The following is a 14,763-nucleotide window of genomic DNA, read 5'->3' on the forward strand; positions in this document are numbered from 1 at the left end:
AATTCAATCAGAAAACCGCTGCAGAACCTGCAGAGAGTGTATAGGTACTTATATTCATATTCTGCTTTCCAGCCACTCCAACGATAGCTTCACTGACAATCCAATGCATCTTCTTATCAAGCTGAATAGGTCAGCATGACTCATACCGAGACTGCTCACTACACTTCAATATGGGTTCAAGCGGTAAAAATAATAAAACTAGTTGAACGTCTAGACCCACCAAGCGCAAAGTCGATTAAGAAAGCCGCATGAAAGATCATACGACTTTCTTCAAGTCTAGGATTAACTAGGCTACAACAAGTGTTTCTTTCTGATGCGAATCTGCCGTGTTTCCCTCCTCCAGGTTTTCCGTAAACCCAAAGTCCTCCAAAATTCCATAAAGCGCCGGCAGCACCAAAAGGATCAACACCGTTGAGCTACTGATTCCAAATACAATGCTGGTTACCAGAGGTACCAACACCTGGGCTTGTAAGCTTGTTTCAAACAGTAGGGGTAAAAGACCAGCGATGGTTGTAAGGGAAGTCAAGAAGATTGCGCGAAAGCGGTCGCGACTGGCTTGGCTTGCAGCACTATGAACATCCATACCCTCGCGTACACGCCGCTTTACAAATTCCACCAATAGGATGGAGTCATTCACCACAATACCGGCGAGAGAGACAAAGCCCATCATACTTGGCATAGACATATTCTGCCCCATAATTAGATGGCCCCAGATAACGCCGATCAACGCTAGTGGAATGGCGACCAATACAATTAAGGGCTCTACATAGCTGCGAAATTGTAAAGATAATATCAGGTAGATACCAATAGCACCGACCAACAAGGCGCTGCCGATGGACTTACCTGTGACTTCACTGTTCTTAATCTCTCCCTGCATATCGACACGAAGACCAGGAAATTCTTTGTTAAGTTCAGCGAGGAATTTCTCTTGGGTATCCCCAAGCACCTGGCCCGCATTAGCTTTCTCAGTGAAGACGTCGGCAAATACACTTACTACTCGTTCACCATCTATTCGCTGAATCCGTGCGTAATCGCGATTCATCTCAACATCGGCAATGGCAATCAAAGGGACGCGCTGCTTGGTAACAGGATGGATAACGACCAGCTCATCAAAACGGCTCAGGGCTCCACGGGAATCCGCATCCATACGCACTTGGATCTCATAGGTTTCTCCCCGGTACTGAATCTCATCAATCTCCATTCCTTGATAAGCCGCACGTAACTGGTTGGCAACATTACTGGCATCCAGGCCAGATGCGTAGGCACCCTCACGCATTTTTATGTTTAATTGCGGCTTGCCTGGACGTAGGTCATCCACCACATTCACTACACCGCCGTATCCTCGCAGCCAATTCTGCAAGCGAATAGAAACCTCTTTCAGCTGATCCAGCTCCAGTCCGCTGAGGCGTAAGTGAATAGCACGGCCCGCGGGACCTAAGGCTGGCTCTTTATAAAGAATCGCGATCGCACCAGGGGTTTCACCTGCAGCCTCACGCCAAGCATGGCGCAATTCATCCAAACTGGTATTACGCCCTTCCGCAGCCAGTAAGTCGACATTAATCGTTGCCACATGGGGTCCAGTTTCAAAGGCATCGCCATTGACACCAAAGGTTACACTTGCGTGATTGACGAGAGGAGCGCTTTCCCTTTCAGAAAATTCAGCGGCTACTAAATCAAGAGCATCTAACTGTTTATCGACCAGTTTTTCCATATCCTGCAAGGAGGTACCCTGAGGCATTAGGATGCGAGCTTGCAGCAAATCGCCCTCCAAAGTTGGAAAACCCTGAAACTTCACAATCCCAGCCGGCAACAAACTTACAGTCAGAAAGAATAGACCGAGCACCCCACCAACAAAGGCGTAACGGTATTTAACGGCCCAATCTGCCGCACGCCCCACACTCTCACGCCAGCCTTCAAAGCGTTTGGCAAAAGCCTTCTTCCAAGCGGGTGTTCGGCTTTTGTGTTCAAGCGCATGGCGCAAGTGTGCAGGCAAAATTAAGAAGGCTTCTAACAAGCTAACAATTAATACTGAAATCAGGACAATCGGCAGCACTTTAAGCACCTGCCCCATATCCCCTTTAATGAAGATCAGCCCACCAAATACCATCACTGTGGTTGCAAAAGAAGACAGGACTCCACGGGCAACGCGCTTGGTCCCATTCACTACAGCCTCTAACGGGGAGCGACCATCGCGATGTTCGCTGGCAATACTTTCTGAAAGTACTATGGCATCGTCCATCAAAATACCGATAGCAATTAGTAAACCTACCAAGCTGATCATATTGATGGATACGCCCATGGCGGTGATCAGGGCAAAGGAGCCTAGAAAGGATACCGGCAGTCCCATCACTACCCAGAATACATAGCGACCACTAAAGAAAAGATATAGCGCTAGGGCAACTAGAATCAGGCCCTGCCAGGCATTGGAGATAATCATTTGCAATCGATCGGCAACGATGGAGGCGCTGTCTTGGGTAAGGGTTAGCTTGATCCCCTCGGGCAACTTCGCACTTTCACGATCGACAAAAGCACGCACAGCTTCCAGTACACGCAGGCTATCATCCACACTGTTTTTTTCTACATTGAGCAAGGCTGCGCGATGACCATCGAAAATAATCTTGTCCTCCGCCAGCTCAAAGCCATCATAAATTTTCGCGATATCGCCAAGGCGCACTTCGGCACCATCTTCGCCTTTAAGGACTACAAGATTTTCCAACTCTTCTACGTTACGGCGCTCTTCAGTAAAACGCAGCTGATATTCACGATCAGGTGTGGATACCTTGCCGGCAGGCATATCAATGGCTTGCTGATCAATAATATTGGCCAACTCCATCACACTGAGCCCGTACTGGCGCAGGTTGTAATCGGATATTTCGATCTGCAGCTGATGATCTGAGAAGCCCGAGATACGCACTATAGGGATGGCTGGGTCACGCAGTAATTCGCGGCGATAGTGTTCTGCCAATTGATTCAATTGTGGCAATGGCAGATCGGCACTGATAGCAATACTGACAACACCTTGGGTGCGCCCCATTTCCTTGACTACCGGGCGCTCGCTCTCTGCTGGCAGCGAATCAATGCTATCTACCGCAGATTCCACATCCGCAACAAACTGGTTCATATCTCCAGCTTCCTGCATTTTCAGGGTCATCAGCCCGAGATTATCCTTAGCTTCACACAGGCGTTCATCAATAAAGCTGATACCGTCAGTGGCCTCCTCCAAGGGAAGGCAAATACTGTCTTCGACCTCAGCAGCGGCGGCACCGGCATAGGGGACGGAAACCTGCACTTCGAATTTATCGATTTCCGGCATGGTTTCGCGCTTCATACTGGGTAGGACAAACAGTCCGCTCAACATGAGTGCAACCATTAACAGGTTCGCTGCGGTGGGGTGTGCGGCAAAAAAACGAATCACTGCAGTGTACCTCCAGTATTCACCACCACGGCCTGCTGGCCGCTGCTCACAGACACGTCCATACCATCAATCGCCGGTATCACATCGGTGACAATAACCTGCTCACCGGGCAACAGGCCTGCACGAATTACCGTAGTATCGCCCTGATGGTAATCCACCTGCACTTGCCGCAGGCGTAACTTGCCATCCTCCACCAGATACACCCTACCCTCATGCAAGGCCCGGCGGGGAATGGCTAGGGCTGGAGCGGAGGGTGCTATTAATTCAACACGAGCATACATGCCTCGAAACAGCGGCGGCTTTTTTCCGGCGAGGGCTTCGCCATAAGGGTCGTCTACGGCAACCACTACTGAAAGCGTACGACTGGTACTATCGAGGGCCCCTCCCAGACGTACGACCTGGCCCTTCCACTCATTGTCTCCAGGCCCACCAACCAGAGTGATCCGCGCCTCCAAGCCCAATAGTATTTTGGGAAGCTCTTCTGGCGCTGGCACAAGGTCACTGCCTGGCCTGAGATTACGCAACAGTGGCGCCACATGAAGCATGGGAAGCTCAGCGGCAATTTCCACCTGATCCAGACCACTGGCATCGAATAAGCGCGCATTGCCTGCCACATATTGATTTTCCTCTACATGGACCTCACCAATACGCGCATCGAAGGGTAAGGTTACCTGGGTACGCTCCAGACTGTATTTACTATCCCGCACTTGAGCCTCAGAGCGCGCAATCTGGGCCTCGATTACCTTGCGACGTGTTGGAAATAAGGAGAGCTGACTGGTTTGGTTTTGCACTTCCTGACGCAGGCGCAGCACATTTTGCTCTTCGACATCCACACTTGAGCGAGAAACCGTGCCCTTGGCCACTAACGTTTTCTTGCGCTCTAACTCTTTCTCACCCAGCTTCAACGTACGTTCGGCAATCTCCAAAGAGCGCTGGCTATTAACCTCCTCCACCTTGAGTTCCTGTAAGTTAGCACGGTTAGCTGCCAAATCACTTTCAGCCCGCGCCAAGGCTAATTGGTAGCTAGTGTCATCAATTTTCAATACCAGGGTGCCGGCAGGAATAATATTTCCACTCTCTAACTCCGGCGCCGTGTAGACTACCCGACCACTCACCTCAGCATTGGCTTCAAGAAAGGTGCTGGGTTTCACTTCACCGTAAGCTACTGCTTGGGCACGCAGCGGCAGCTCTTGCACCAACACAACATTTACTGGGGTGATCAGTGCATCCTGCACATCGTGGTTGGGCGGGCTCTTACTCATGACCAATGCCATTGAAAGAGAAATACCAACGGCAACAAGAATAGGAAGCGCCAGGCGGCGATTCATCAGTTTCTGTAGTTGGACCTTTTTCATCACCACCAATCTCCCAATATTCGACTGTTACTCGGCTATAGCGTTGTTGGCCACTCCATGGAGCAGCAACTTAACGGTGTGGTCAATCCACTTATCGCTGGTTTCTTCATCCAACCTAAAAGAGAAAATCTCCTTGAAGGGATCCCCCGCAATAAAGGGGAATGCAACCAAACTGACAAAAGAAATCGGCATAAGATTAATATCTAAATCTGGACGTAGGTGGCCGGCGCATTGAAGCGCTTGTAAGAGCTCCCGCAACATAGGGCCCAGTACAGATGCCAGCCTATCGGTGAATAAATCGCGCATTCGACCAGGCTTGGAGGCCACCTCCCCCACAATAAAACGAGGTATCCAGGGCTCACGGATATAAAGGCGGATAATACGAGCCATTGCATCCCTCAGGGTTTCTAGACTGGGCTCCTTATCCCCCAGACTCATAGTGAGAAATGCCGGGCCACTCTGCATAAACTGACCGCGTATAACCTCGATAATCAGCCCTTCTTTACCGTCAAAGTGATAGCTGATCATGGCGGAATTTACCCCAGCACCCTGAGCGATCTCGCGAATTGAGATATCACGAAACGCTTTCTCACGAAGAAGTCTATGGGCAGATTGCATCAGGGACTCGCGTACCTGCCTTTCACGCTCCGGGTCCCTGGGGCGTCCACGGCCACGACTGGGTGTGGTGTTAGTCAACTTGATATCCAATTTAATTAATCGATTGATTAATTAAATTGGATATTTGCCGGGAATACAAGATGAAAAACAGACTAATAAGTCACAAAACAAAGAGGCTCTCCGAGGCACTCACACAAACAGTGCTGCCAGACTGCCCCGTCACTCCAGGAGCCCTTGGCTCATTAGAAACTGGGGTGCAGCCTTTAGCACCTGGGTACATTTATCGCCAACGGACAGGGAAAGAAAAGCCAGCGCGTGGCAGCAGATCAGAACTTCAGGCAAAAACAAAAAAAGGCCCACGAAGGGCCCTTTTAGGGAGGTAAATGACTCAGCAGAAAAAACCTAAAGAAATTTCCTGAGCCATCCATTACTTACAGAGACTTAAATCTAGCCGTAAAGTGTCGCAACACTGGCGGCTCATATTCAAAGGTCAGCCCCTTCAATTCATGTGCTCGATTCTGCAGCTCTATAATCGCATCAGCGATATAGTCCATATGATCATTGGTATATACACGACGCGGAATCGTCAGGCGCATCAATTCCAAATCCGCCTTCTTCTGTTCACCGGTTTCCGGGTCACGCCCCAACAATAAGGAGCCAATTTCCACCGCACGGATACCCGCTTCCAGATACAGCGCGTTAGTTAAAACTTGTGCGGGGAATTGCTCTGGTGGGATATGCGGCAGAATCTTAGCCGCATCGACAAACACCGCATGGCCACCTGTTGGAGACTGAATGGGCACCCCACCCTCGCGCAAACGCTCACCTAAGTAGGCTACTTGGCTGATGCGGTATTGCAGGAAATTTTCATCGGCGGCCTCATAAAGACCCCGCGCCAATGCTTCCATATCACGCCCCGCCATGCCCCCGTAGGTTACAAAGCCCTCCATAGGTACGCAGCGGGTACGCACCGCCTGGAAAAGCTCCTCATGATCACGGATACAACATAGGCCACCAATATTCACCATCGGATCTTTCTTGGCAGACATGGTCAGCATATCGCCGTATTGATACATCTCGCGAATAATCTCCAGGATCGACTTGTCCTGATAACCTTCTTCGCGCTGCTTGATAAAGTAGGCGTTCTCACAGTAACGTGCCGAATCGATCACTACTGGAATATCGTATTTCGCGGCAATCTCATATACTGCGCGCATATTCGCCATGGAAACTGGCTGGCCACCCGAGCTATTGCAAGTTACCGTGGTGATAATTGCACAAATATTATTCGCCCCATGTTCCTTAATGGTCTCGACCAAAAGATCCAGGTCAAAATTACCTTTCCAGTCATAAGCCGTTAAGGTATCAAAGGCCCGGTTGTCCAACACATTAACTGCTTTACCACCATTCAACTCAATATGGCCCGCGGTGGTATCGAAGTGATAGTTGGAGATAAAGACTGGTGTAGTACCACCACGTACCTGTCGCATACGCTCAATCAGAGCGGGAAACAGGATCTGTTCAGCACCACGGCCCTGGTGGGTGGGAACGGTTAATTTATAACCAAAAAAGTGCTCCACTGCTTGGCACAAGTTGTAATAGTTGCGGCTACCTGCGTAAGACTCATCCCCCAACATCAAACCGGCCCACTGGTTATCGCTCATGGCCCCAGTGCCAGAATCTGTTAGCAGATCAATATAGACATCATCACTGCGCAGCAAGAAAGGGTTCAAACCAGCTTCCGCCAGAGCCTTCTCTCTATCGGCCAAAGTGGTCATTTTGATCGGCTCAACCATCTTAATGCGGAATGGCTCAGGAATACGCTTCATCATTATTTTCCTTATCAATCCTGACAGCGTGAACTGAATTATTGACTCAGTCACACTGCATGCTGTTTTTAACGCGGATATAGTACAGATGAAGTGGTAAATGTGCGAATGAGAAGTGATTGGAAGTAGAATTGCCTTACCTGTGAAGGGCATAGAGGGTATCAAGATACTAGTAGCGTGGACTAACCCTACATATATGGTTTTGACGATTTTTTATAGGCATCTATACCAAACATGAAAAAGATTGTTGGTGATATAACAGTTGCAAAGAAAAATCTTAGCTACTTACCCTGCCAAAGTAATAACGCCGCCAGTGATTTAAAAATCAACTTCTGGGTAGCCAGGTGCGCCAACTTTTAACATTCTAACTGGATCCATCTCGGCCATTTCTTCAAAGCCTCTCTGAGTAATGGAAGGTCCATCGAAACAGCGTAAACCCAAAAGCGAACCAACACGGACGGGGCTCATCGTAGCCACATTGCTAGGCCCTACCTAAACCCACTCACCGTAAAAGCATACTCACTCGCATGAATATTCATACACGTTTCTCCTCTGCCAAAATAACGAAGCACATTCACTCAAGCTCATCTAATTATAATTGAACCTTAAAAGAGCAAAAGACTAACAAATATGGAATTACAGTACCAAATACAGTGCACACCTTGAAGCCAGCTTTATTTACTTATTTAAAACCGTACTGTAAGCTCACCACAAATTATCGGATAACTTTAATCACGGAGGGATAAATTAATTCAGATATTTTGCCTCAAGCGATCAATCGCTTGAAAAAACTGAAAATTCTCACAACTTATTTCACACTTCAAGATTTAAGGCTCTTTTTTTCAAGAGACACTATTTCAAAGTGTGACATTTAACACATCAAGTGGGCAGGCCAATAACCTCACTATTTAGACCTTCAGCATCACTTGGTGAAAAAATACAATTATTAAGCAGTAGATTGATATGTTTCCTAAATATGCCTTAGTAACAGCAGCTATTTCTGCAGCCTTCACTGCCTTTGACGCACAAGCAAAAACCTTCAAATACGAAATTCAAGATATTACTTCATCTAATGCCTCATTACAGTATCCAGGCCTCGACTTAAATGGAGCCAACTCTGCAACACTGATCATTGATCAGACAGATCCTTCATCTCCCGCTGTGATAACCTCGCTAGATGTAAACTTCCCCAATGCGTCCAAATTATCCGTAAGGAATTTCAACTCCACTGATGGATTACACCGGGCCACAGTTGGCAACACCTGGGTATACCGCCAACTCAACATTGAAGTGCATGGTGTAGATTTTCAAAATTCTAGCGATCAGAATATTTACATTGACGGCTTTGTATCTGAAGCAGAGAGTTTTATCGGTGCAAATCAACCAGGAAACCAAGGACAACCATTATTTCATGTCGGAGGTCGATTGGTTGATGTAACCCCAGGAAAAGTCACTGATATTAAAATTCTTACTCTCGACGGGAACAGGCTCAGATTATCACTAAACGACAAGATAACGGCAAACCCAAACAACAACCATGAGAGTGTCATCGTTATTGATTCACTATGGTTTGGAAACGGGGAAGCAAAGCTATATATCCCGATCCCTATGACTAACAATGAAGCTAAATTTGCTGCGCCATACAAACTCAACATATCTACCACTTCTGGTCCTGAAGGGGATGAACACTTCATTCATGTACTCGCAAAAGACGAGCGCGGCAACGAATTCCCCACTGCGGAATTCCCCCTCCAGCATCTGCTCGAGGAAGCTTACCGCAATCACCAATAGTTTTAGTTAAACCCTAATACTCTAAAAGTGGAAATGAGTGGCTTTGTTGGATTTATTTTACAATACTCCTTCAAAGTCACGTCCATATCTATACTCTTTATCCAGAAATGGAAAAGTCTAAAATCAACAGCTCTTCATGCTGAACGACAACAACGTTGACAAACCTGTTGCCCCCAGCCGACTGATGATAACTACTGATAAGCTCTTCCAAAGTCAGATTAAACATCTCAGATCAGCAACATAAAGCCTTTTAGGGGGTCTTTAACCATCTAAACCAACGCATTCACTTCCACCTTGATCCCCACCGGATCAAAAAATACCAACTGCCTTAGATTACGGCCCGGTACATCCCTTTGCTCGCTGGCAACACCCAACGAATCCAACTGTTGTTTTATCGGTTGAAGATCCTCGGTAAGGAAAGCCATATGGTCCAAATAGGGCTTTGTCGCTTGTTGTTCAGAGACTTCTCCCTCCATGAGATGGACAATCGGTTTGCCATTACCGTAGAGCCAGAATCCGTTGTTTTTAAGGCTTGGTCGCTCTCCCTCTGTGAGGCCAAGGACTTTTGTATAGAAGTCCCGCAACTGCAGCAGCTGACTCCAAGGTGCAGTGATATTGAAATGGTCCAATTGCATAACGCTTCCCTGTGCTATTTCCTTCATAAGATATAGGCAAAAAATAAACCGTTTACGAGCCTATCACGATCTATTCACAGCATGCCTTAAGAGCCGGGCTTCCTTGCCTCCCCCCAGTTAAATCTGACTCAATATTGTGATTTAAGCCCGGTAAAATATGTTTGCCGGGCCCAGGTATTAACTACACGACGCCGTTGCGGCGCAGTTGGTTAATTTGCTGCTCATCTTTTCCCAGTAACTCGCGCAGCACTTCTTCGGTGTGCTCACCCAATACCGGTGGAGCCTGCTGGTAATCGAGGGCAGATTCGGAAAAGAATACCGGGTTGCGAACAGTTTTTACTTTGCCGGCTTGTGGGTGATCCTGCTCCACCACCATACCTCGCGCTTGCACCTGTGGATCGGCAAAGACCTCTTCGAGAGTATTGATCGGTCCGCAAGGCACATGGGCTTCGCTGAGTTTTTCCAACCACCAGGCAGAGTTCTGCTTGCGGGTGGCATTCTCAATTTGAGGGATCAGCTCATCGCGGGCTATTACCCGTGAGGAATTACTGACATAAGCGGGATTTTCTGCAAGCTGTTCTATACCCGCGATCTTACAAAAACGCTTGAACTGGTCGTCGTTGCCAACCGCCAACATAAAATAGCCGTCTTGCGAGGGCACAGCCTGGTAAGGCACGATATTGGGGTGGCCTGTGCCCTGGCGCTCGGGACTTTTGCCCGAGGTGAGGTAGTTCTGGGCCTGATTAGCAAGCCAGGACACCTGGGTATCCAGCAGGGCCAGATCGATATGCTGCCCCACTCCCGTCTGCTGGCGGTGCACTACAGCGGCGAGCACCGAGGAAACCGCATACATGCCCGTCATCAGGTCGGCAACGGCCACCCCCACTTTTTGCGGCCCAGCACCAGGCTGCCCTTCGGGCACACCAGTGATACTCATCAATCCGCCCATCCCCTGAATCATGGCATCGTAGCCGGCGCGGTTTTTATAGGGGCCCGTTTGACCGAAGCCGGTAATGGAACAATAAATCACTCCAGGATTAATGGCCTTGATAGCGTCATAATCCAGGCCGTATTTTTTTAGGCCACCTACCTTGTAGTTCTCCAGAAGAATATCGCAGCGGGCAGCCAGTTGTTTAATCAAGCCCTGGCCGGCTTCCGTGGTGATATCTACAGTGACCGATTTCTTGCCGCGGTTGGCGCTCAGGTAATACGCAGCATCGGCGGTGTCATTGCCCTCGGCGTCTTTGAGGTAGGGAGGGCCCCAGTGACGAGTGTCATCACCGCGCTCAGGGCGCTCCACCTTAATCACTTCGGCGCCAAAATCGGCGAAAACCTGTCCGGCCCAGGGGCCTGCAAGAATACGACTGAGATCGAGTACTTTGAGATGCGCGAGCGGTCCTGCCATAACTTCCTCGTTTCACTAATACGGGGTGCATCCCCGAAAATTTTTGCGGCAGACTAACAGATATTCCCGATATGCGCCCAGCTTGGAAGACTATTGAATTGGCCTTACACTGCGGGAGCAATAAAAATAAGGAGGCATAGCATGGCTGCTATAGAAGCCCAAAAATTCGAATCTTTCCGCGACTTTTACCCATTCTACCTGCAAGAGCACAGCAATCTAACCTGCCGACGATTGCACTTTATTGGTACCAGCCTCGTATTTGCCACCGTGATCGCAGCGATCAGCACAGGCAATATGCTGTGGTTTGCCGCTACACCGCTGGCTGGTTATGGTTTTGCCTGGATTGGGCATTTCTTCTTTGAACACAATCGACCTGCCACCTTTAAGTACCCCTTTTATAGTTTTATGGGGGACTTTGTGATGTTTAAGGATATGCTGTTGGGGCGTATTGAACGCTGAACTCGCCTATTTTTTGTGGGCCGACAGGCCGTATTTACGCAGCTTGTTGGCCACAGCGGTATGGGAAATGCCCAACTCCTTGGCTAGTTCTCTAGTAGAGGAGCGCCCCACCAACAATTCACTGAGTAATGATCGCTCCAGCTGCTCCATCATCTCTTTGTAGCTGAGCCCCCTGCCCCATTCCCGCCAGGGTAAACTCGCCGGCACGGTTAAGTCCGGAAGGTCCTCAATATCTATTTTGCTGGCGCCACGACGTTTACAGCTGCCCAGGGCAGCTGCCAGGTAGTCACGTAAACCATTGAAGTTTTGCGGCCAGTCATGACGGCGAATCAGTTCGAGCACCTCCAACGCCAAAACAGGCGCCTCCTGATCGGGGAACTCCTGTCGCAAGAGCGTTTCAGCAAATCGTGGTAGCCCCGGTCGCATATTGCGCAAAGGAGGCAAGACCAAGGAGAGCGCACTAAAGTGCTGAGCTAGAGCCGGCACCAATGACCGAGGCTCGGAACAAGTGGCCACTAAGCGTATTGAAGGTGGCAGGCCGCGCAAACGGCGGGCGATTGTCAGCTGGGCCTCGCCATCCAGCTGATGAAGATCCTCCAAAATTAAGGTTCCAGTTGAGCGCAGATGCCTGGGGATTTCCATTTTCCCATTCTGGGGCACAATACGGTGGCAATCTACACGGGCAGCAGCGGGTGATAAATAATGCACCGCACAGGCAAAAGTAGTTTTACCGGTCCCCGCCTCGCCACAAACCAGCAAAGGAGAATTCAATTCAGAGAGGTCCTGCAGTTGCAGGCAAGTCTCCCGGCGTAAATCAAAATCCCACAGCGCCACAGGGCGTGGAAGTCCTGCAGCAAACTCACTTTTCTCCGCAGGTTGCATACGCAACACGGCACCGGCCAAAGAGTCCACATCACCAGTGTTATCTAAGGCTATCGGTGACCAGTCCACTCGGAAATTTTGACCCCGCACCACAACTGGGAGCCCAAAACGGGGCACCGCAAAATCTCTCAGCAGCTCGGCCACTTGCATCAACGGTAGAAAACGCTGTAACTGTAAACCCGGTACCCGATCGAGACTGACCCCGAAGGCGCGCGCAGCAGCAACGTTAGCGGCAATAACCCGGCCGGCATGGTCCACGCTGAGCACTGGATCGGTCACGTGCTGTAAGAGGGTATCCAGTTCAAAATATCGCCGTTCCAAGGGTAGCAACGAGATGCGCCTGACCCTTTGGACACCGGGAACCCGGTAGAGAGACTTCTCAATAGCCTGGTACTGGGTTGTGAGCATACCTGGCGCCAACAGGTAGACCTTATCTCCACTGTCCCCCCCCAGCTCCCCAGAGGTTACATTAATCCGATATTCGCCAAATATTTGCATAATTTCATGCAAAATACCGACACGATTAGCGCAGGTTATTTCGACTCTCACCAGCCCACCTGTAAAGTTTTCTTTACAAAAAGTGTAAGAGGTTTGTATTGGAGGGCGCAATACCTCCACGCTAAGCCTCCCCTAAAGGCAGGCCTCTGACTAAAAATAGAGGAGACACATAACAACAAGGATTCAGCGGCAGGGCCACTAGCCTTCAACACTTGGAGAGACTGGCAGGCCGCAGGAGACAAAATCATGAAAAAAGAAGCAGCCAAGAAGAGCACCCAGTACGTGGCCCGAGAGCCCAACGCCGAGGGCTTTATTGAGTACACCGAGCTGGAACATCAAACCTGGCAGCGCCTGATAAAGCGCCAGCTGGAGGTATTGCCCGGTCGCGCTTGTGATGAGTATATGCACGGCCTTGAGCTGCTCGACCTGCCCCGCGATCGCATCCCCCAGCTTGAGGAAATCTCCTCTGTACTGCGCCGGGAGACTGGCTGGGAAGTGGCACGTGTACCCGCTCTGATCGGCTTTGAAACCTTTTTTGGCCTGCTCGCCGATCGCAAATTCCCTGTTGCCACTTTTATTCGCACCCCTGAGGAATTCGACTACCTACAGGAACCGGATATCTTCCACGAAATTTTTGGCCACTGCGCCATGCTCACCAACCCGGCCTTCGCCAACTTTACCGAGAAATATGGCCAGTTAGGTCTAAAAGCCTCCCCTAAAGAGCGTGCTTATCTGGCGAGACTCTACTGGTTTACCGTGGAGTTCGGCCTGCTCAGCACCGAAGACGGCCTGCGTATTTACGGAGGCGGTATCCTTTCCTCTCCCAAGGAAACCCTCTATGCACTGAGTAATGAACCAGAGCGCTTCGACTTCAGCGCCATCGACGCACTGCGCACGCCTTATCGTATCGACATTGTGCAGCCGGTTTATTATGTACTGAACAATTTGCAGCAGCTGCAGGAGCTTACCGAAATTGACTTGATGGCCATGGTGCGCGAAGCCATTGAGCTTGGTTTGTTCGAGCCCCGCTTCCCACCGAAGAATGCCGCCTAAAAGTTATCTGCCGGGCGCTACCACAGCGCCCGGCACTCTCTCTCCCATATCCTTTCAATACCCGCATCCACTTCCTATTTGCACAAAGTGCTCTCATTGAAGTTGCACTTGGGGAAAATTCCACTACCGGCGCAATTCCCATGAGCCTATCGTTACGTCAGGTGGAAAAGGAAGAGGCAAACTACCTGCCAGCCTTCCAACCACCCAGAACATCAAACCACCGCCAGGGCAATGCCAGTGAGGGCTTCTACTTCGATACAGGGACACAAGACCCTAGGCCAAGGGAGCGCTGTAGCACTATGTCCTCACTTGACGCGATTGATAGACACCTGCTCGCTATTCTGCAATCGGACGTCAGCCTTTCTATTGAGGAGCTGGCGGAGCGTGTGGGACTCACAAAGACCCCTTGCTGGCGCCGGGTGCAGAAGTTGGAAAAAAGCGGCATCATCCGCCGCAAGGTCGCCCTGCTCAATGCGGAAATTCTGGGCCTGCCAGTTTCGGTGTTCGCCCAGGTAAAAACCGACCAGCATACCCCGGAGTGGGCAGAAGCCTTCTCAAAGCATGTAGGACAACTACCGGAGGTGGTGGATTGTTACCGAATGGCCGGGGACTACGACTACCTGCTGCGAGTGGTAGTGAGCGATATTTCTGCCTATGACCGCTTTTACAAGGAGTTGATCAGGCACGTAGGCATCAGCGATATCATTTCGAATTTCGCCCTGGAGCAGATCAAAAGCACCACTGAGCTGCCCATTCCCTCAGAAAACCAGGAGTGATAAGGGTTTAGCTGTTCGCCCATCTGTGGATAATGATGAGACCTCGC

11 protein-coding genes are annotated in these 14,763 nt (G+C 49.8%); 4 read left to right on the forward strand and 7 right to left on the reverse strand.

Annotation, left to right across the window (positions count from 1 at the left end):
* Positions 1 to 286: 286 nt before the first annotated feature.
* The 4 genes from ACJJIT_RS10135 to ACJJIT_RS10150 form a co-directional block, all read right to left on the reverse strand.
* Entirely contained in the window at positions 287 to 3,415 is a 3,129-nt protein-coding gene (locus ACJJIT_RS10135) for an efflux RND transporter permease subunit (protein ID WP_444900872.1), read from the reverse strand.
* Positions 3,412 to 4,770 carry an efflux RND transporter periplasmic adaptor subunit gene (locus ACJJIT_RS10140; protein ID WP_444900873.1) on the reverse strand — a complete coding sequence of 453 codons (1,359 nt, stop codon included), beginning with the start codon at positions 4,768 to 4,770 and terminating at the stop codon, positions 3,412 to 3,414. The genes ACJJIT_RS10135 and ACJJIT_RS10140 overlap by 4 nt, the downstream gene beginning before the upstream one ends.
* Positions 4,771 to 4,797: 27 nt before the next feature.
* Positions 4,798 to 5,466: a TetR/AcrR family transcriptional regulator gene (locus ACJJIT_RS10145; RefSeq protein ID WP_444885096.1), complete on the reverse strand. Its 669-nt coding sequence runs from the start codon at positions 5,464 to 5,466 to the stop codon at positions 4,798 to 4,800.
* A gap of 353 nt (positions 5,467 to 5,819) precedes the next feature.
* Positions 5,820 to 7,217 carry a tryptophanase gene (locus ACJJIT_RS10150; protein WP_444900874.1) on the reverse strand — a complete coding sequence of 466 codons (1,398 nt, stop codon included), beginning with the start codon at positions 7,215 to 7,217 and terminating at the stop codon, positions 5,820 to 5,822.
* A gap of 963 nt (positions 7,218 to 8,180) precedes the next feature.
* On the opposite strand from ACJJIT_RS10150, the gene ACJJIT_RS10155 reads away from it, so the two are divergent.
* Positions 8,181 to 9,008, forward strand: coding sequence for a hypothetical protein (locus tag ACJJIT_RS10155; protein ID WP_444900875.1), 828 nt, complete (start codon positions 8,181 to 8,183; stop codon positions 9,006 to 9,008).
* A 269-nt stretch (positions 9,009 to 9,277) separates the two neighbouring features.
* Here the strand turns inward: ACJJIT_RS10155 and ACJJIT_RS10160 are convergent, their stop codons facing one another.
* Positions 9,278 to 9,643 (reverse strand): VOC family protein, encoded by a 366-nt coding sequence (locus tag ACJJIT_RS10160; RefSeq protein WP_444900876.1) that lies wholly within the window; start codon positions 9,641 to 9,643, stop codon positions 9,278 to 9,280.
* 181 nt (positions 9,644 to 9,824) lie between these two features.
* A complete protein-coding gene (locus ACJJIT_RS10165) occupies positions 9,825 to 11,048 on the reverse strand; it encodes a CaiB/BaiF CoA transferase family protein (protein ID WP_444900877.1) in 1,224 nt (407 codons plus the stop codon).
* A gap of 141 nt (positions 11,049 to 11,189) precedes the next feature.
* On the opposite strand from ACJJIT_RS10165, the gene ACJJIT_RS10170 reads away from it, so the two are divergent.
* On the forward strand, positions 11,190 to 11,507 hold the full coding sequence (locus tag ACJJIT_RS10170) for a DUF962 domain-containing protein (RefSeq protein WP_252085752.1): 318 nt from the start codon (positions 11,190 to 11,192) through the stop codon (positions 11,505 to 11,507).
* A 6-nt stretch (positions 11,508 to 11,513) separates the two neighbouring features.
* On the opposite strand, the gene ACJJIT_RS10175 is transcribed toward ACJJIT_RS10170, so the two are convergent.
* A complete protein-coding gene (locus tag ACJJIT_RS10175; protein WP_444900878.1) occupies positions 11,514 to 12,938 on the reverse strand; it encodes a TyrR/PhhR family helix-turn-helix DNA-binding protein in 1,425 nt (474 codons plus the stop codon).
* A gap of 195 nt (positions 12,939 to 13,133) precedes the next feature.
* Between ACJJIT_RS10175 and phhA the strand changes: the two genes are divergently transcribed.
* Together phhA and ACJJIT_RS10185 are read left to right on the forward strand one after the other, a co-directional pair.
* On the forward strand, positions 13,134 to 13,940 hold the full coding sequence (gene phhA / locus ACJJIT_RS10180; RefSeq protein ID WP_444900879.1) for a phenylalanine 4-monooxygenase: 807 nt from the start codon (positions 13,134 to 13,136) through the stop codon (positions 13,938 to 13,940).
* A 140-nt stretch (positions 13,941 to 14,080) separates the two neighbouring features.
* Positions 14,081 to 14,716, forward strand: coding sequence for an Lrp/AsnC family transcriptional regulator (locus ACJJIT_RS10185; RefSeq protein WP_444898287.1), 636 nt, complete (start codon positions 14,081 to 14,083; stop codon positions 14,714 to 14,716).
* Positions 14,717 to 14,763 lie beyond the last annotated feature (47 nt).

This window comes from Microbulbifer mixtoriginis (SeqCode) (genome assembly GCF_052467515.1).